The sequence below is a fragment of the Mesorhizobium sp. WSM1293 genome, assembly GCF_000513875.1.
Classification (GTDB): Bacteria; Pseudomonadota; Alphaproteobacteria; order Rhizobiales; family Rhizobiaceae; genus Mesorhizobium; species Mesorhizobium ciceri.
Window position 1 is genome coordinate 95,463 of sequence record NZ_AZUV01000018.1, and the last position, 16,530, is coordinate 111,992.

Sequence of the window (16,530 nt, forward strand, 5' to 3'; positions counted from 1 at the left end):
GGGGTCCTGTCAAAATTCAGCCGGCGCTGTCCCTAGCCAGTTGGCGCAGCAGCTCCAGCGCTTCCTCCGCCCTGTCGGCCGGCACGAACAGATGATCGTGGTAGAAGGCCGAAACCGGGTTCACGCCCATGCCGGCGGCGGCTAGGCGCGTGGTGATGGCGGCGAGGAAGCCGACGGCTTCCAGCGACGAATGGATGTTCAGCGTCAGCATCCGGCAGCGGAACGAAGCGGTCAGTGCCGCGGCGTTGGCCTCCTCCTCGGTCACGATCAGCGTCACACCCTCGCGCTCGCGAAACACCATCACCGGCTCAACGCCTTCCGGCTGAGGGACGCCGGGTGCCAGCGTGACGAAGACATAGGCGCCGGCGAGCAGCTCCGGTGTCATCGACGCCAGCAGTGTCTTGAGATCGGTTTCGCCGGCCATCTGTCTTCCCTCGCCTGCAAAAAACGGGCCGCAGCCCACGTGCTCTTCAATATCCGCGACCGGCGCGTGCCGATAGTCCAGGCGCTGCAAGGACGACATGGCGATGTCGCTGGCGGCTGGGCTTGCAGAGCTGTCGCATCGCACAATAGAGAAGCTGAGGGCCAGTGCCGGTCCGTGAAAGGCCTTCGATGATCGTTCGCCCGCGCCCCACATTCCTGCAGCTGTTCTTCATCATGCGCGGTTCGGTCGTGCCACGCATTCTGCCGCAAATATTGGGCTTCGCGCTTTATTCCGCGATCATCCTGGCCGCGGCGCGCCGGTTCCAGCTTGATTTCAGCGTCTTCAACATCACGCCTTTCGGCCTGGTCGGCGTGACATTGTCGATCTATCTCTCGTTCCGCAACAACGCCGCCTACGACCGTTGGTGGGAGGCGCGCAAGCTGTGGGGCGCGCTGGTCTTCGAAATGCGCAACCTGGCACGCGCCACCACCAGCCTCATCCCGGACCAGACTGAACAGCGCGCCCTGCTGATGGAAGCGCTCGCCTTCTGTCATTTCCTGCGTGGGCAGCTGCGCAAGATCGACAGCATGAAGGATGCCCGTGCCTTCATCGACGCGGAGGCGGACAAGGCAGCAGCCTTTTCCAATCCGGCGGATGAGATGGTCAGGCGGATGGGCCGGCGTGCCAATGCGCAGCGCCTGGCGGGCGACGTCGACACGATCGGCTTTCGTATCCTCGATGAGAGGCTCGCGTCGGTCGCGGCCATCCAGGCCGGCTGCGAGCGGATCGCCGGTACGCCCTTGCCGTTCGCCTACACGCTGCTGGTGCATCGCACGGCCTATATCGTCTGCCTGCTGCTGCCGGTCGGCCTGATCTCGACCACCGGTTGGGCGACGCCGCTGTTCACCGCGCTGATCGCCTATACTTTCTTCGGCCTCGACGCGCTGTCGGAAGAGCTCGAGGATCCGTTCGGCACCGAAGCCAACGACCTCGCTCTCGACAGCCTCTGCCGTGTCTGCGAAATCTCGGTGTTCGAGGCGCTGGGCGAAACGCCGCCGAAGATGATCCCGGCGGAAAAGTTCTATTTTTCGTAGGCAAAGGCGCGCGGGCTTAGCGGGATTAAAAGAATCCGCCCCGCTGTCGGATCGCCGCTCCATGCCACGTCCTTGGTTCGACCCCAGCAAGAAGGGGATAGAACCATCAGGAGGGACCATCATGAGCATTTCCGAAACCGCGCCCGTCTCGCCGGGCGCTTTGTGGACCGGCCGCGCGCTCAGCGGCGTCATCGTGCTGTTCATGATCTTCGACGGCGCCATCAAGCTGCCGCCGCTCGATATCGTCATCCAGACGATGGTGCCGCTTGGCTGGCCGGCCGATCCGAATGTCGCGCGCATGCTTGGCGTCATCGGCCTGATCTCGACCGCTCTCTATGCGCTGCCGCGCACCTCGGTGCTCGGCGCCATCCTGCTTACTGCCTATATGGGCGGCGCCATCGCCACCAATGTCCGCGTCGACAACCCGCTGTTCTCGCACATTCTGTTCGGCGTCTATCTCGGCATTATCCTGTGGGGTGGCCTGTATCTGCGCGATCCCAGGCTCCGCGCGCTGATCCCGTTCAGCCGTTAGATCCGGATCGAAGCACCGCTTTCGGCTCGAAGCCTGAACCCTTTGCCGGGCAATATCTCAGGGATCGAATCGTCGAGTTGCGAGTTAGAGATTCGCCCGGCGGCGGAGGCGGCTCCTATCGGAGAGGAACAACGATGAAGAAAACGATGCTTTTGATGGCGCTGCTGGTGCCGCTCGCTGCTTGTTCGCAAACGGAAAAAGGCGCGGCCGTAGGCGGCCTCGGTGGCGCTGCCGTCGGTGCGGCGGTCGCCGGCGATCCGGTTGAAGGCGCCGTCGTCGGTGGTGCTGTCGGCGCTGTTGCCGGCGCGCTGATCGGCCGGGCGAGCGAGCGTGGCGAATGCCGCTACCGCGATAGCCGTGGCCGCGTCTATATTGACCGCTGCCCGCGCGGCTATTGACCGGGCGGCTTTTACAGACAGGGTCGAATGAAAAAATGGCGGGCACATGGCCCGCCGTTTTCCTGGATGCGATAGAGCAAATACTTATTCGGCGGTTGCGGCTTCCGCCTCGGCCGGTGCAGCCGCGGCGGCGGCAACGGCAGCAGCGGCATCTTCCTGCGCCTTCTTCAGAAGAGCAGCGCGTTCCTGCGCCTTCTTGCCCGGCTCGGCCTTCTTCGGGTTGGAACGGGCGTCGCGCTTGACGAGGCCGGCCTCGTCGAGGAAGCGCAGCACGCGGTCGGTCGGCTGGGCGCCATGCGCCAGCCAATGCTTGACGCGGTCGGCGTCGACCTTGACGCGTTCGCCATCCTTGGGCAGCAGCGGGTTCCACGAGCCGATGGACTCGATGAACCGGCCGTCACGCGGCGAACGGGCGTCGGCAATGACGACGTGGTAGTAAGGACGCTTCTTCGAGCCCGCACGGGCCAGTCGGATCTTCAAGGGCATTTCTTTTCTCCTAAAAACTAAGTTCGTTGATTGGGTTTCAGTTGGTTTTCGTCACGCCGTTGGAAGCGGCGATCTGTTCGTGGTGGCGGATCACTTCGCGGACGACGAAGTTGAGGAACTTTTCCGCGAAATCCGGGTCGAGATGGGCATCCTTCGCCAGCTGGCGAAGCCGGGCGATCTGCTGCTGCTCGCGTGCCGGGTCGGCCGGCGGCAAGCCATGAGTCGCCTTCAGCACGCCAACCGCCTTGGTGCAGCGGAAGCGCTCGGCAAGCATGTGGATGAGGGCTGCGTCGATGTTGTCGATCGACGCCCGGTAATCTGCCAGGAGGGCGCGGGCGTCGGCCATGTCCTTTTCTTCGTTCATGGCGTCCTCACTTCTTCTTGCCAAGGCCGGGCAGCCCGCCACCGCCGAGGCCGGGAAGCCCGGGAAGTTTCATGCCGCCGGGCAAACCTGGCATGCCGCTGGGCAGGCCACCGCCGCCGGGAAGGCCTTTCATGCCGCCGCCTAGGCCGGCTGCCTGCGCCTGCTTCTGCAAGGCTTCGAGCTGCTTGGGGTCCATCTTCGACAGGTCCGGCATGCCGCCGCCCATCATGCCACCCATACCGCCGGGCATCATGCCGCCGAGGCCCATCTTGGAGGCGAGGCCGCCCATCATGCCGCGCATCAGGCCGCCGCCTTTGCCCTTGCCGCCCATCGCCTTCATCATGTCGGCCATGCCGCGATGCATTTTGAGCAGCTTGTTGATTTCGGCCGCGTCGGTGCCGGAACCGGCAGCGATGCGCTTCTTGCGCGAATGCTTGAGCAAATCGGGATTGGCGCGCTCTGCCTTGGTCATCGACGAGATGATGGCGAGCTGGCGGCCGAACATCTTGTCGTCGAGACCGGCGGCGGCCATCTGGTCCTTCATCTTGCCCATGCCGGGCATCATGCCCATGATGCCGCCCATGCCGCCCATCTTCGACATCTGCTGAAGCTGGCCGGCGAGATCGTTCAGGTCGAACTTGCCCGACTGCATCTTCTTGGCCATCGCCGCCGCCTGTTCGGCGTCGATGTTCTCGGCGGCCTTTTCGACGAGCGAGACAATGTCGCCCATGCCGAGGATGCGGTCAGCGATGCGCTTGGGGTGGAATTCCTCCAGCCCGTCCATCTTTTCGCCGGTGCCGATCAGCTTGATCGGCTTGCCGGTGACGGCGCGCATCGAAAGGGCAGCACCGCCACGGCCGTCGCCGTCCATGCGGGTCAGCACGAGACCGGTGATGCCGACGCGCTCGTCGAAGCTCTTGGCCAGGTTGACGGCGTCCTGGCCGGTCAGCGAATCGGCGACCAGCAGGATTTCGTGCGGGCTCGATACCTTCTTGATGTCGGCCATCTCGACCATCAGCGGCTCGTCGATATGGGTGCGGCCGGCGGTGTCGAGGATGACGACGTCGTGGCCGCCGAGCTTGGCCGCCTGCACGGCGCGGCGCGCGATGTCGACCGGCGACTGGCCGTCGATGATCGGCAGCGTGGCGACCTTGACCTGTTCGCCGAGCTGGCGAAGCTGCTCCTGCGCGGCGGGGCGCCGCGTGTCGAGCGAGGCCATCAGGACCTTCTTGTTCTGACGCTCGGAAAGACGCTTGGCGATCTTGGCCGAAGTGGTCGTCTTGCCGGAACCCTGCAGGCCGACCATCATGATGACGACCGGCGCCGGGGCATTGAGATCGATGGCGACGCCTTCAGCGCCGAGCATGTCGACCAGTTCGTCATGAACGATCTTGACGACCATCTGGCCGGGCTTGATCGACTTGACCACGGCAGCGCCGACGGCCTTCTCGCGCACCTTGTCGGTGAAGGAGCGCACCACTTCCAGCGCCACGTCGGCTTCGAGCAGCGCACGGCGCACCTCGCGCAGCGCCGCCGAGACATCAGCCTCCGACAGCGCGCCGCGGCCGGTCAGGCCGTTCAGGATCGAACCAAGACGTTCCTGTAGCGATTCAAACATTCGTTTTCCTTTTCCCTGGCACCCGGATGGTGCCCGAGAGGTAATGCGTTCGCGCCCAGTGTCCAACCAAAAGTCCAAGCAAAAGCCAAAACCAAAAAGCACCCGGGGGCGCTCAGCGCTGCCGGGTGTTGGCCTCCAGGATCGATTTACAGCACTTCACCTCAAAGAGGTTTCGGCGTCCTGGTCGGCTTGCTCGGAGGGATACTCGTCGCGGAATTCGGGGCGTGTAGACAGGAAATCTGCGCAAGAGTCAAGACAAGGGCCGGGTAGCGTCATTCCCGGACCCGCATTCAGGCCGTGCTCGCGCGGTCCGGAAGCTCGGAGGCGACCTTGAGCGGCGAGCGCGGATGCAAAAGCAGCCCGATGGTCAGCAGGCTGCAGGCGATGCCGATGAAGGCGATGAGAACCGCATCCGACGTTGCCCAGCCCGGTCCCTCGAGCGGCCTGGCGTTGAACAGGGCGAAGGAATTGTAGCTTTCCTGATGCGAGATCAGCAGGAAGCCGGTCAGGTTGTTGCCGAGATGAGCACCCAGCGCGGCGCCGAGATCGCCTGTTGCGTAAACGACAAGCGTCAGCAGCAACGCGAAAGCGGCGATCGACGCCAGCACACAGGCGTTGATGGCTGGCGACGAACTCGCACTCCAATGCAGCGAGGTGAACAGCAGGGCCGGCAGCAGCGCCCAGATGAACGGGCTCTTGAACCGGCTGGCCAGCCCGCGCAGCAGGTAGCCGCGAAACAGCAACTCTTCCGACGAGGTCTGCAACAGAGTGAGCGCGGCGATCGGGATCGCAAACAGCAGCCAGGACGACAGGCTGATCGGGCCGCGCGCGATCTGCGGCTGCAAGAGATAGAGCAGGATTTCGGAGATCAACGAGGTGATCAGCACCGCGATCAGCCCCTTGAGGAAGCCGGACCATGAAACGCGCCGGCTGTTGCCGAGCAGCGCCGACAGCTTCTCGCCGTGCACCCAGCGCATCGCGGCCCACACGCCGATCCAGATGCCGGCGAACGAGACGAGCGCGGTGAGGATGCCGATGGGCGAGGCGAGGAAACCCTGCATGCCGGATGATGGGGCCGCCTGCCGGGCGAAGAAGGCATAGGTGCCGCCGACCAGCACGGCCACGGTGGTTGCTGCCCAAAAAAGGACGACGATCCCCGTTCCGAGCAACAGGCGCGGCAAGGTCGTCCTGGCGTTCGGCGAATGCCTGTAGCGCTCGAAGGCGGCCGGATCGATGGTCACGCGGGCTCCTTTGCCAAAGTCATCGCCTATTGACTAACCGACCGCCAAAAAATCGGAAGTTTTCCGCAAAGGACAATGCTCAGAGCAGCGTCGGCGCACAAGAGGCGACGCTGCGGTGCCGCCTGCCGGCGGCCGCTGCTGTGGCAGCGGCCGCTTATGTCAATTGTCGTCAGCGCACGACGTACATGATGCGCCGGGTCTGCGGATCGATCAGCGCCCGCTGGCCGTTCACATAGACATAGCGGTAATTGTAGTCTGGAATCTCGCGCAGCTCGACGGTGTCGGGCAGGGTCGCGCCGGTGACCACTTCGCCTTCCAGATAGATGGGATCGAGGCGATGCGTGTCGACATAGGTGCGGACTTCAGCCGGGGGCGGCGGGAAGTCATCGACGACCGGATCGCTGGCGATGATCGCGCCGGTATAATCGGTCGAGTAGTTGCCGATGTCCTCCGGCGGCGAGACGACAGCAACGCTGGCGCGCCGTTGCGTCAGCACCACCCGGCTGCCGCCTATATCGGCCGTCACATAGTCGGAATAGACCCAGCCCTGGCCGCCGGCCTCGGCTATGGTGCACCATTTGCTGTTTTCGATGCAGCCATTGAGCGTTGCCGACTGACCGGCGGCGAGCACGCCGATGACAGGGTATTGCGGGCCGGGTCCGGCGCGAACGTTAAGGTCGGTGACGGCTGAGACGGCGGTGTCGGCAAACGCGGCGCCCGACATCACGGTCAGCATTCCGGCGACCGCCGGAAACAACAGGGATTTCATGGTTTCTCTCCGTTTTCATGGTCCCTCGCCAGCGAAAACGGGGCAGCAGCTCATGCGTTCCCGCTAAAGCGCCTGTGCCAACTCACGATTTGTTCCCTGTTCTCCAGGCAAATCGGTCAGAAGTTCGTGAACGAAGTCCAATTTCCGCGCCGTGACGTCCGAAATGACAAAGGGATAGAGGTCCGGCAGGCCCATGCAGCGGTTGATCGAATTGGAGGCTTCCGACAGCACCAGCCAGCGGGCAAGGATCTTTTCGAAAGACTCGGGCGCGGTCGGCGGCTCCGAGGGTGCGGCCTGCAATTCGCCGCCTGTGTCGCCGCGCGGCAAGTCGTTGGCCTCCACCGTCTCCAGCCGGCCGAGCGGAAAGTTCAGTGCGTGCACCATTTCCAGCGTGTCGGTGATGTGCAGGTGGTGAGCCCAGGTCTCGGCCCAGTCCTCCCATGGATGCGAGGTCGCATAGGCCGAGATGTGGCCTTGCTGCCAGTCGGGCGGCGCACCATTGGCATAATAGGCCTTCAGCGCCTGTTCGTAATCGGCGCGGTCATCGCCGAACAGTGCGCGGAAAGCTTCGAGCCGGTGCGGATCGTCGCGGATCAGGCGGTCCCAATAATAGTGCCCAAGCTCATGACGGAAATGACCGAGCAAGGTGCGGTAGTTCTCGCCCATCTCGACGCGCCGCTTCTCGCGCTCGGCCGAATCCGCCTCGGCGACGTTGAGCGTGATCAGGCCATTGTCGTGGCCGGTCAGGATCCGCTCGCCGCCGGGGCCGCCGCCGATCGGATCGGCGAGGAAGTCGAAGGCCAGCCCGATCTCGTCGGCGGGGTTCTGCTTGGGCGCCACCGGCAGCCCGAAGGCCAGCAGCGAATAGATGGCGCGCTTCTTCGCCGCTTCGACACGGATCCAGCGGCGGCGGTTGCCGTCGACGGAGAGATCCGGGATCAACTGGTTGAGCGCACAGGCGCGGCAAAAGGCGTGTCCAGGCTCGGCCATCCAGTTGCAGGCGCATTCATCGGCGTTGGTGCACTGGAAGATGCCGTCGGCGCTGGCCAGCGCGAAACAGGCGTGCTCGGGATCGTAGAGCACGGGGTTCCCGCAGTTCAGGCACTGGGCGTTCTCGAAATAGATGCGATGGCCGCAATGGGGGCAGTCGAAGAGTTTCATGTCGGTCTCAATTCACCGGAGGTGACATAGATGTTCACGGCGGCCCGTGCCCAACGCGAACAGCCGCGCGGCGTTCCACATTTTCCTGAAGCTATTTGGCCGCAAGCTGGGCGACAACCTGTCTTGCCACCGCTTCGCCCGACAGCCGTGCGCCGCCGCAGGTCTGCATCAGCGGGCCGGCCAAGTGCTCGCCGGCGAAGAAGATCTTGTCGGCCACCGGCTGCATGAGCGCGGCGCGCGCCAGTGAACGGCCAGGGCGGGCGGCGGCGTAGGCGCCGCGCACGAAGCGCTCGCCGCCCCAATTGGTCATCATGGCGCGTCCGACATGCTTGCGCGTATCGCCACCGAAGATGCCGCACAGCCGGTCGACGACGAAGTCGATGCCGGCCGCCTCGCCGGCCGCCGACATTTCCCAGGCGAAATCGCCGCCGACGAAGCCGACCATCAGGTCAAGGTCGAACGGGAAGCACAGGAAATAGATGTCGTGCCTGGCCATCCGTTCGATCAGCAGGTCGTCGAAGGGCTGCAGCCCGAGCCTTGTGCCCGATATTTCGACCGGCAATTTGGTCAGCATGCCCATCGGCAGGTCGAAGAAGGCGCCAAAATGGGTGTCGGGCAGGGCCGGCGAGAACGCGATCTCCTCGAAGGCGAGCACCGCCGGCGAAGCGGTCACGATCACCGCTTTGGCGCGGACGGTGCCGCGATCGGTGACGCAGGCGACGCCGGGCACGTCCCACAGGATCTTGCGTACCGGCGTCGACAGTTCGACCGGCACGCCGGCGCCGAAACGCGCCACCAGCGCGCCAAGGCCCTCCTTGCTGAAGTAGTTCGGGTCGAGATCGGCGGCGGCTTGGAAGTCCAGGATCGAGATTTCGTCCTCGTCGGCGCCGAAATCCATCGGCCCGGCGAAGGTGGCGGCGGCGCGCGGCGCATGGCCTTTTGCCAACAGCGCCGAAAGACGATCGTCATCTCCGTCCTTCACTTCATGCCTGGCCAGCAGTTCGAACAGCTTTGCGTCGGCGGCCTTCATGTCGGCTTCTTCCGCTTCGCTCGCCTTGCGCTCGCGGTAGTAGAGATGATCGACATTCATGTCGTGATGATGCAACGTCCAGCCTGCCACTTGCGCTTCGGGAAAATAGGGATTGCGGTCGGCGGCATGCAGCCAGGCGCAGCCGATGTCGAAAGGCACGCCGAAATGCTGGTCGCTGGTCCAGGCTCGCCCGCCGATTCTGTCCATCGCTTCGAGCAGCGTGAAGGAAAGCCCCGCCGCCTGCAGGGTTTTGGCAGCGGCAAGACCCGCCGAGCCGGCGCCGATGATGACGACATCAACGTCTTGCATGCAGCCCCCTTGCCACAATAATCACTTGATCCTAGGCAAATTCCACGGCATTCGCCAGCATTGCAGCGGTGACAGTGACAAGTGCGCGTTTCGCTGGCAAGTTCGCAATTGGGACGTGATTCAGGCAACCAGGAGATCAACATGGCAATTCTTGCCAAGGGAAAGATGTTTGCAGCGGCCGCGATGGCGGTGCTTGCGCTGGCGACGGGCGCACAGGCAGCGGCCAGCTGCGGCAAGACCGGCGCCGGCTTCGAGGCCTGGAAGCAGGACTTTGCCGCGCAGGCCAGGTCGGAAGGTGTGGGCGCCAAGGGGCTGGCCGCTCTGGCCGGGGCGAACTACGCGACAAAGACGATCTCCGTCGACCGCGGCATTCACAAGGCCTTCAGCGGCTCGGTGGACGATTTCATGCGGCGGCGCGGCGGCGCGGCGATTATCTCCAAGGGCCGGTCGCTGAAAAAGTCGAATGCGGCGCTGTTCTCCAAGATCGAAGCGAATTACGGCGTGTCGCCGGGCGTGTTGCTGGCCATCTGGGGTATGGAAACCGGCTTCGGTTCGGCCATGGGCAACCAGAACACCGTCTCTGCGATTTTGACGCTTGCCTATGATTGCCGCCGCCCGGGGTTCTTCTACCCGCATGCGATCGCCGCCCTGAAGCTGGTCGATCGCGGGGCGTTGACAGCCTCGTCGGTCGGGGCGGCGCATGGCGAGATCGGACACACGCAGTTCCTGCCAGGAAACGTCCTGAAATATGGCGTCGGCGGCGGAAACCTGCGCGACAAGGGCACGGCGCTGGCTTCCACTGCCAACTTCCTCAAGGGCCATGGCTGGCGGGCAGGTGCGAGCGCGAGTGCGAATATGGGCGCGATTGCCGGCTGGAATTCCGCGAGCGTCTATCAGCAGGCCATCGCCCGCATTGCCACGGCGATCGACGGCGATTGACGGACCATGCACCGGGCAGGAGGCCCCGGCCATTTTTGACTTGATCGAAAACCCGGCGTGAATGCCGGGTTTTTATTTGATTTCGAGCGTGTAGGAGCAGCCGGCCAGGGTCTTGCCGGGATGGGACTCGACGGTCGAGACGTTGAGCTTGACGTCGGTGGAGAAGGTCAATCCTTCCGACTCTTCGGTGCTTTGGACAACGACCTTTTCGCCAAGGAATTTTTGCGGCGTGGAAAACACGGCCATGACGTCGAGTTCTTTTGCAAGCTCCGGCGCGGCAACGCCGTCGAGCACGGCCATCGGCCCCGCAGCGGTAAACACGATCGATCCTGTCTCGCGGTTGAACACGCGGATTTTGGCCGGCAGTTCGTATTGGCTGAGAAACGGATTGGCGGAGGCAACCTCCTTCCAGCCAAGCGTTTCAACGGCACCCGGTGCGCTGGACAGCCACAGGGCAAAGTCGTTGTAAGTCGGAACGTCCGCCCTGCACTCGATCAGCGCGGGAAGGTCAAGAGAGGCGGGGTCGAACTCCTGGCCGGCGGCCGGCGTCGCCAGAACAACCAGCGGCGCCAGGCAGCGACCGAAACCGCGCATCCGCCCTACTTGGCGCGGTTGCGCGCTGCCAGCGTTCTCAGCCGTAGTGCATTGAGGCGGATGAAGCCGGCGGCGTCCTTCTGGTCATAGGCGCCACGGTCATCCTCGAAAGTGACCAGCGCATCGGAGTAAAGCGTCTTCTTCGACTTGCGGCCGGTGACCATGACGTTGCCCTTGTAAAGCTTGAGCCGCACCGTGCCCTCGACGTCTTCCTGGCTCTTGTCGATCATCGCCTGCAGCATCAGCCGTTCGGGCGCAAACCAGAAGCCGTTATAGATCAGCTCGGCGTAACGCGGCATGAACTCGTCCTTGAGGTGGGCCGCACCTCGGTCGAGCGTGATCGATTCGATGGCCCGGTGCGCGGCGATCAGGATAGTGCCGCCTGGCGTTTCGTAGACGCCGCGCGACTTCATGCCGACGAAGCGGTTCTCGACCAGGTCGAGCCGGCCGATGCCATTGTCGCGGCCAAGATCGTTGAGTGTCGCCAGCATGGTTGCCGGCGACAATTTCTTGCCGTTCAGCGCGATCGGATCGCCCTTCAGGAACTCGATCTCGATCTCGGTGACCTTGTCCGGCGCGTCCATCGGCGAAACGGTGCGCTGATGAACGAATTCCGGCGGCTCCACCCACGGGTCTTCCAGCACCTTGCCCTCGGAGGACGAATGCAAGAGGTTGGCGTCGACCGAGAACGGTGCATCGCCCTTCTTGTCCTTCGGCACCGGGATCTGGTGCTGCTCGGCGAAATTCATCAGGTCGGTACGCGACTTGAACGTCCAGTCGCGCCACGGCGCGATGACCTTGATGTCGGGGTTCAGTGCGTAAGCCGAGAGCTCGAAGCGAACCTGATCGTTGCCCTTGCCGGTGGCGCCATGCGCGATCGCATCGGCGCCGGTTTCCCGGGCTATATCGACCAGATGCTTGGAGATCAGCGGCCGGGCGATCGAGGTGCCGAGCAGATAGGTGCCTTCATAGACGGTGTTGGCGCGGAACATCGGGAAGACGAAGTCGGCGACGAATTCCTCGCGCACATCGACGATACGGATGTCCTTGATGCCCATCATCTCGGCCTTGCGGCGCGCCGGTTCCAGCTCTTCACCCTGACCGAGATCGGCGGTGAAGGTGATGACCTCGGCGCCGAACTCGGTCTGCAGCCATTTCAGGATGATGGATGTGTCGAGACCGCCGGAATAGGAGAGCACGACTTTCTTGATGTCTTTGGTTTTGGACATTTTTACCCCGTCGGTGGCGGACGCCCCAGCCTGGGCGTCACGGATTGTCGCAGCGCCTTTTAGCAGGAACGGCAGAGCGAGCAAGCACGCGTGCATGCATGGCTTCTGGTCCAGCGCATGGCGGGAGCGCGATGCCTGGGCCGTGGCGTTTTGGCGGGACCGTGCCATGGCGCCCCGCATCGCAGCACTAAGAAGATGCAGTTCAGCACGGAGCGCGGTCTATCCGCGCGACGGGGCCGACCGCGAGCGGTTGGTCAGCAACGCCGACCTTGCCATGTACCGGGCGAAGAACGACGTGACGCGAGCCGTCTGCTTCTACGAATCCGCCATGGACGAGACGGCGCGGGCGCGCCGCGCCTTGGCCACCGACCTTCGCCAGGCGATCGACCGCGGCGAGCTTTCGCTTCACTATCAGGTGCAGACCTCGGTCCCGACCGGCGCCACCTGCGGCTACGAGGCGCTGCTGCGCTGGACCCATCCCGTGCATGGTATGATCCCGCCCGCCGAATTCATCCCGATTGCCGAAGAGAACGGCTCGATCATGGCGATCGGCGAATGGGTGCTGCGGACCGCGTGCCGGCAGGCGGCCTCGTGGGGCAATGGCCACAAGATCGCGGTCAATTTGTCGCCGGTGCAGTTCGCCCATGCCGATCTCGCCAAGCTCGTCCATCAGATCCTGATCGAGACCGGGCTGTCGCCGAAACGGCTGGAGCTGGAGTTGACCGAATCGACGATCGTCGCCGACAAGGTGCGCACGCTGCATGTCCTGCGCCAGGTCAAGGCGCTTGGGGTGACGATCGCGATCGACGATTTCGGCACCGGCTATTCATCGCTCGATACGCTGCGCTCGTTTCCCTTCGACAAGATCAAGCTCGACCGCTCATTCATGGCCGATGTCGAGCGAAGCCCGCAGGCCAAGGCCATCATCCGGGCGGTGCTGACGCTGGGCCGCAGCCTCGACATTCCGGTGCTCGCCGAAGGCGTCGAGACACATGTCCAGCTCACCATCCTGCAGGTCGAAGGCTGCAATGAGGCGCAAGGCTATTTTCTCGGCCGGCCCAAGCCGATCGACCAGATCACCGGGGACACCGATGTCCGCAACGATCGACTCTTCGCGGAGGAGCCAGCGAGGATACGGCTGAGCAGGCAGGCATAGGACTGCCGCGGCCGGCGCCCAGCGAATACCGTGCAGACGCCTGCTGGATCGAGATCGGATCGCTGCTGTGTCTGGCGTCGACATGGCGCATCCTGTATAGGCCTCCCAATTCCCCGGGGCCGCTCATGTCGTTCATTCCAGACACCACCACGCTGATCCAGTTCGCCATCGCCACGGTCATCCTGGCGATCACGCCGGGGCCGGACATGACCCTGTTCGTCTCGCGCACGCTGAGCCAGGGCCGTGCCACCGGCTTTGCCTCGATGGCCGGCGCGCTTTGCGGCACGCTGATCCACACCACGCTGGTGGTGGTCGGCGTCTCGGCGCTGATCGTCGCCTCGCCGATGGCATTCTTCGTGCTGAAGATCTTCGGCGCCGGCTATCTCGTCTTCCTGGCCTGGCAGGCAATCACCAGGGGCTCGGCCTTTTCGCCGGAGAAGAAGACGGGACCCGAGATTTCGCTGTTGCGCAGCTGGGCGGCGGGCCTTGGCGTCAATCTGCTCAACCCGAAGATCATCCTGTTCTTCATGACCTTCCTGCCGCAGTTCGTCTCCGCGCATGATCCGAACGCACCGGGAAAGCTGTTTTTCCTGGGCACGATGTTCATCGTGCTGTCGGTCCCGGTGACGGTGCCGATGGTGCTGGCGGCGGAAAAGTTTTCGGCGGCGATGAAGGCCAGCCCGCGCGTTACGCGGGTGGTCGACTATCTGTTTGCCGGCGTGTTCTCCGCCTTCGCCCTCAAGATCCTGACGGCCCAGGCGAAGTAGGCGCCGTCATCCTGTCCGGCCATCCTCTTTTGATTCTGGTTCGCCTTGCCACCAGCTTGCGGCCCAGCGCCCGGCGCTGAGCCAGTAAAAGATACCACCGACCATGCCGCTGCCGATCACGGCCATGATGGCGCTGGTGTCCCTGACGGCGAAGGCGGTGTCATCGCTGTGGTCGGCAAGCCCGAGGAAAACACCGGCAACCACCGCGCCCGCCAGCGCATAGAACAGCCAGTCGCGCCGGCCCAGGATTTCGGCAAGCAGGATGACGACAGAGGCCGGCATCAGGGCGAAATAGGCGACGAACAGGGCGGCGAAGGGAATTGAGAAATACAGGGAAGCCGTCGCCGTCGGATGCGCATGCTCCGGCGTGTAGCCGAGCGATGCCAGGAACAGGATGTTGAGGAAGGCGCTCGCCGCCAGCGAGGCGACGGCATAGCCGAACAGGATGACGGTGAAACGGATGAGGTAGCCGACGAGACGCGCCATCAATCCCGGCCCAGATTCCGGCCCGTGCCGGACCTGCGTCCAGCCAGAAGCCAGTAGATCCAACCGGCGGCGATGCCGGCGGTGGCGAGAAAACCCAGAAAGCCCGGATTGAAGACAAAGCTGCTGGCCGAGCGCGGCATGGATACGCCAAAGGCGATGGACGTGATCGCACCGGTGGCGGCGAAGTAGAACCATCCCCGAAGTGAAAACCGTTCGGCGACAAAAAGCGCCGGACCGACGATCAACAGCGCGCCGATCATTACGGTCAACACGGCGAGCGGGAACGAGCCAAGCCAGTCGAAGGCGAAAATGATCGACCAGTTGCCGTCTTCGATGCCTTCCAGAAGAGCGATCAGCAGCACCGGCACCAGGATCGAGGTCAGCACGGCGGCGACATAGCCGACCGCCATGATGGCGAGGCGTCTTAGCCAGGCGAAGGGGCGGTTCACGCCTCGCCGTGCCCCGCTATCATCATCGCTTCCAGAGCCAGCCGGTCCACCTTGCGCATGCGCTCGGAGTCGGATTTGAGCTGGCCGCAGGCGGCGAGGATGTCGCGGCCGCGCGGCGTGCGGATCGGCGAGGCATAGCCGGCATTGTTGATGTAGTCGGCGAATTTCTCGATCGTCTCCCAGTCCGAGCACTGGTAATTGGTGCCCGGCCACGGGTTGAACGGGATCAGGTTGATCTTGGCCGGAATGCCCTTGAGCAGCTTGATCAGTCCCTTGGCGTCCTCGATGGAATCGTTGACGTCCTTCAGCATCACATATTCGAAGGTGATGCGCTTGGCGTTCGACAGGCCGGGATAGGCGCGGCAGGCGGCGATCAGTTCCTTCAGCGGATACTTCTTGTTGATCGGCACAAGCAAGTCGCGCAGATCGTCATTGGTGGCATGCAGCGAGATTGCCAGCATGACGCCGATTTCCTCGCCGGTGCGGAAGATTTCCGGCACGACGCCGGAGGTCGACAGCGTGATGCGCCGCTTCGACAGGGACAGGCCGTCACCGTCGGAAGCGATCAGCAGCGCCTTCTTCACCGCTTCGAAATTGTAAAGCGGCTCGCCCATGCCCATCATGACGATATTGGACACTTTGCGGCCTTCGGCCGGCACGATGGCGCCGTCGGGCGTGTCGCGGTCAGGGAAATCGCCGAGCCGGTCGCGGGCGGTGAGCAGCTGGGCGAGGATCTCCTCGGCCGTCAGATTGCGCACCAGCTTCTGCGTGCCGGTGTGGCAGAACGAGCAGGTCAGCGTGCAGCCCACCTGCGAGGAGATGCACAGCGTGCCGCGACCCTCTTCGGGAATGTAGACGGTTTCGATCTCGACGGGCCGGCCGGCGCCGCGCGGCGGAAAGCGGAACAGCCACTTTCGCGTGCCGTCGGCGGAAATCTGCTCCTCGACGATCTCGGGCCTGGCGACGGTGAAATGCTTGTCGAGCTCAGCACGCAGATCCTTGGAGATGTTGAACATGCCGGCGAAATCGGAGACGCCGCGCACATACATCCAGTGCCACAGCTGCTGGGCGCGCATTTTCGCCTGGCGCTCGGGCACAGCGCCTGATGCAACCAGAGTCTCGGCGAGTTCGATCCGCGTCAGGCCGATCAGCGACTGCTTTTCGGGCTGTGCCGAGCGGGCACGCAACGCGTCGCGGGCGCTGTCAGTGGTGAGATCGAATGAAAGGGTCATGGTTGCACTGATATAAGCGGTTTGCGGCCGATTTCACGCATCGTGCCGGAAAGGAAGCGCGGCGCATAGCACAGGTTGAGGGCAGAGTCATGCTCAGCTAGCTTTACGATCTACGATCGCCTTGGAACGACGTCGGCACCGCCCCTCGTCATGGCGGGCATTTCTCTCCCGATAATGCCTGTCTTGCGGCGGCAGCGCGTTTGGCTGATGGCTTCCCCCACTTCGTCGAGCGTAGCTCGACGGAGTGGGGGG

Annotated in this window: 18 protein-coding genes and 1 pseudogene; 6 read left to right on the forward strand and 13 right to left on the reverse strand. The window is 63.8% G+C overall.

Translation table 11 applies throughout. The annotated features are described in order from the left end of the window. Positions 1-16: 16 nt before the first annotated feature. Positions 17-424 carry an ACT domain-containing protein gene (locus M729_RS0122020; protein ID WP_027162875.1) on the reverse strand — a complete coding sequence of 136 codons (408 nt, stop codon included), beginning with the start codon at positions 422-424 and terminating at the stop codon, positions 17-19. A 188-nt stretch (positions 425-612) separates the two neighbouring features. On the opposite strand from M729_RS0122020, the gene M729_RS0122025 reads away from it, so the two are divergent. The 3 genes from M729_RS0122025 to M729_RS0122035 all read left to right on the forward strand — a co-directional run bounded on the left by M729_RS0122025 (position 613) and on the right by M729_RS0122035 (position 2,448). Beyond that, positions 613-1,518, forward strand: coding sequence for a bestrophin family ion channel (locus M729_RS0122025; protein WP_027162876.1), 906 nt, complete (start codon positions 613-615; stop codon positions 1,516-1,518). Between the two features lie 121 nt (positions 1,519-1,639). After that, positions 1,640-2,050 carry a DoxX family protein gene (locus tag M729_RS0122030; protein ID WP_027162877.1) on the forward strand — a complete coding sequence of 137 codons (411 nt, stop codon included), beginning with the start codon at positions 1,640-1,642 and terminating at the stop codon, positions 2,048-2,050. Between the two features lie 134 nt (positions 2,051-2,184). Then, positions 2,185-2,448, forward strand: coding sequence for a glycine zipper domain-containing protein (locus M729_RS0122035; RefSeq protein ID WP_013528799.1), 264 nt, complete (start codon positions 2,185-2,187; stop codon positions 2,446-2,448). Positions 2,449-2,532: 84 nt separating this feature from the next. Here the strand turns inward: M729_RS0122035 and rpsP are convergent, their stop codons facing one another. From rpsP to M729_RS0122070, 7 genes are all read right to left on the reverse strand, one after another. Then, complete coding sequence (rpsP, locus tag M729_RS0122040; RefSeq protein ID WP_013528800.1) at positions 2,533-2,934, reverse strand: 30S ribosomal protein S16; 402 nt, start codon at positions 2,932-2,934, stop codon at positions 2,533-2,535. Between the two features lie 37 nt (positions 2,935-2,971). After that, entirely contained in the window at positions 2,972-3,298 is a 327-nt protein-coding gene (locus tag M729_RS0122045; protein WP_013528801.1) for a chorismate mutase, read from the reverse strand. 7 nt (positions 3,299-3,305) lie between these two features. Next, the gene (ffh, locus tag M729_RS0122050) at positions 3,306-4,916 is read right to left on the reverse strand and encodes a signal recognition particle protein (protein WP_024504031.1); all 1,611 of its coding nucleotides are present in this window, start codon (positions 4,914-4,916) and stop codon (positions 3,306-3,308) included. Between the two features lie 290 nt (positions 4,917-5,206). Then, the gene (locus M729_RS0122055; protein WP_027162878.1) at positions 5,207-6,157 is read right to left on the reverse strand and encodes a CPBP family intramembrane glutamic endopeptidase; all 951 of its coding nucleotides are present in this window, start codon (positions 6,155-6,157) and stop codon (positions 5,207-5,209) included. A gap of 169 nt (positions 6,158-6,326) precedes the next feature. Beyond that, positions 6,327-6,926: a DUF1236 domain-containing protein gene (locus tag M729_RS0122060; RefSeq protein WP_027162879.1), complete on the reverse strand. Its 600-nt coding sequence runs from the start codon at positions 6,924-6,926 to the stop codon at positions 6,327-6,329. Positions 6,927-6,989: 63 nt separating this feature from the next. Further along, positions 6,990-8,087 carry a putative zinc-binding metallopeptidase gene (locus M729_RS0122065; protein WP_013528805.1) on the reverse strand — a complete coding sequence of 366 codons (1,098 nt, stop codon included), beginning with the start codon at positions 8,085-8,087 and terminating at the stop codon, positions 6,990-6,992. A 91-nt stretch (positions 8,088-8,178) separates the two neighbouring features. Beyond that, entirely contained in the window at positions 8,179-9,426 is a 1,248-nt protein-coding gene (locus M729_RS0122070) for an NAD(P)/FAD-dependent oxidoreductase (RefSeq protein ID WP_013528806.1), read from the reverse strand. A 141-nt stretch (positions 9,427-9,567) separates the two neighbouring features. Between M729_RS0122070 and M729_RS0122075 the strand changes: the two genes are divergently transcribed. Next, positions 9,568-10,365, forward strand: coding sequence for a lytic transglycosylase domain-containing protein (locus M729_RS0122075; protein WP_024504026.1), 798 nt, complete (start codon positions 9,568-9,570; stop codon positions 10,363-10,365). Between the two features lie 72 nt (positions 10,366-10,437). Here the strand turns inward: M729_RS0122075 and M729_RS0122080 are convergent, their stop codons facing one another. Further along, positions 10,438-10,959 (reverse strand): hypothetical protein, encoded by a 522-nt coding sequence (locus M729_RS0122080; protein ID WP_027162880.1) that lies wholly within the window; start codon positions 10,957-10,959, stop codon positions 10,438-10,440. A gap of 5 nt (positions 10,960-10,964) precedes the next feature. Next, the gene (locus tag M729_RS0122085; protein ID WP_013528809.1) at positions 10,965-12,188 is read right to left on the reverse strand and encodes an argininosuccinate synthase; all 1,224 of its coding nucleotides are present in this window, start codon (positions 12,186-12,188) and stop codon (positions 10,965-10,967) included. A 214-nt stretch (positions 12,189-12,402) separates the two neighbouring features. On the opposite strand from M729_RS0122085, the pseudogene M729_RS01000000135580 reads away from it, so the two are divergent. After that, a pseudogene (locus M729_RS01000000135580) lies at positions 12,403-13,344 on the forward strand (GGDEF domain-containing phosphodiesterase); the annotation flags it as partial. A 125-nt stretch (positions 13,345-13,469) separates the two neighbouring features. Then, positions 13,470-14,111 carry a LysE family translocator gene (locus tag M729_RS0122095; protein WP_013528810.1) on the forward strand — a complete coding sequence of 214 codons (642 nt, stop codon included), beginning with the start codon at positions 13,470-13,472 and terminating at the stop codon, positions 14,109-14,111. 6 nt (positions 14,112-14,117) lie between these two features. Here the strand turns inward: M729_RS0122095 and M729_RS0122100 are convergent, their stop codons facing one another. The 3 genes from M729_RS0122100 to rlmN are packed head-to-tail and all read right to left on the reverse strand — an operon-like array spanning position 14,118 to position 16,278. Further along, positions 14,118-14,597, reverse strand: coding sequence for a hypothetical protein (locus M729_RS0122100; protein WP_027162881.1), 480 nt, complete (start codon positions 14,595-14,597; stop codon positions 14,118-14,120). Beyond that, positions 14,597-15,046: a hypothetical protein gene (locus M729_RS0122105; RefSeq protein WP_013528812.1), complete on the reverse strand. Its 450-nt coding sequence runs from the start codon at positions 15,044-15,046 to the stop codon at positions 14,597-14,599. Before M729_RS0122105 ends, M729_RS0122100 begins: the two co-directional genes overlap by 1 nt. Beyond that, on the reverse strand, positions 15,043-16,278 hold the full coding sequence (rlmN, locus tag M729_RS0122110) for a 23S rRNA (adenine(2503)-C(2))-methyltransferase RlmN (protein WP_027162882.1): 1,236 nt from the start codon (positions 16,276-16,278) through the stop codon (positions 15,043-15,045). The genes M729_RS0122105 and rlmN overlap by 4 nt, the downstream gene beginning before the upstream one ends. Positions 16,279-16,530 lie beyond the last annotated feature (252 nt).

Bases quoted from the DNA above. Each gene is read 5' to 3' on its own strand.
- M729_RS0122080 (WP_027162880.1), bottom strand. From the start codon at position 10,959: ATGCGCGGTTTCGGTCGCTGCCTGGCGCCGCTGGTTGTTCTGGCGACG.
- rlmN (WP_027162882.1), bottom strand. From the start codon at position 16,278: ATGACCCTTTCATTCGATCTCACCACTGACAGCGCCCGCGACGCGTTG.
- M729_RS0122030 (WP_027162877.1), top strand. From the start codon at position 1,640: ATGAGCATTTCCGAAACCGCGCCCGTCTCGCCGGGCGCTTTGTGGACC.
- ffh (WP_024504031.1), bottom strand. From the start codon at position 4,916: ATGTTTGAATCGCTACAGGAACGTCTTGGTTCGATCCTGAACGGCCTG.
- M729_RS0122100 (WP_027162881.1), bottom strand. From the start codon at position 14,597: ATGGCGCGTCTCGTCGGCTACCTCATCCGTTTCACCGTCATCCTGTTC.
- M729_RS0122095 (WP_013528810.1), top strand. From the start codon at position 13,470: ATGTCGTTCATTCCAGACACCACCACGCTGATCCAGTTCGCCATCGCC.
- M729_RS0122025 (WP_027162876.1), top strand. From the start codon at position 613: ATGATCGTTCGCCCGCGCCCCACATTCCTGCAGCTGTTCTTCATCATG.
- M729_RS0122085 (WP_013528809.1), bottom strand. From the start codon at position 12,188: ATGTCCAAAACCAAAGACATCAAGAAAGTCGTGCTCTCCTATTCCGGC.
- M729_RS0122020 (WP_027162875.1), bottom strand. From the start codon at position 424: ATGGCCGGCGAAACCGATCTCAAGACACTGCTGGCGTCGATGACACCG.
- rpsP (WP_013528800.1), bottom strand. From the start codon at position 2,934: ATGCCCTTGAAGATCCGACTGGCCCGTGCGGGCTCGAAGAAGCGTCCT.
- M729_RS0122070 (WP_013528806.1), bottom strand. From the start codon at position 9,426: ATGCAAGACGTTGATGTCGTCATCATCGGCGCCGGCTCGGCGGGTCTT.
- M729_RS0122045 (WP_013528801.1), bottom strand. From the start codon at position 3,298: ATGAACGAAGAAAAGGACATGGCCGACGCCCGCGCCCTCCTGGCAGAT.
- M729_RS0122035 (WP_013528799.1), top strand. From the start codon at position 2,185: ATGAAGAAAACGATGCTTTTGATGGCGCTGCTGGTGCCGCTCGCTGCT.
- M729_RS0122065 (WP_013528805.1), bottom strand. From the start codon at position 8,087: ATGAAACTCTTCGACTGCCCCCATTGCGGCCATCGCATCTATTTCGAG.
- M729_RS0122075 (WP_024504026.1), top strand. From the start codon at position 9,568: ATGGCAATTCTTGCCAAGGGAAAGATGTTTGCAGCGGCCGCGATGGCG.
- M729_RS0122060 (WP_027162879.1), bottom strand. From the start codon at position 6,926: ATGAAATCCCTGTTGTTTCCGGCGGTCGCCGGAATGCTGACCGTGATG.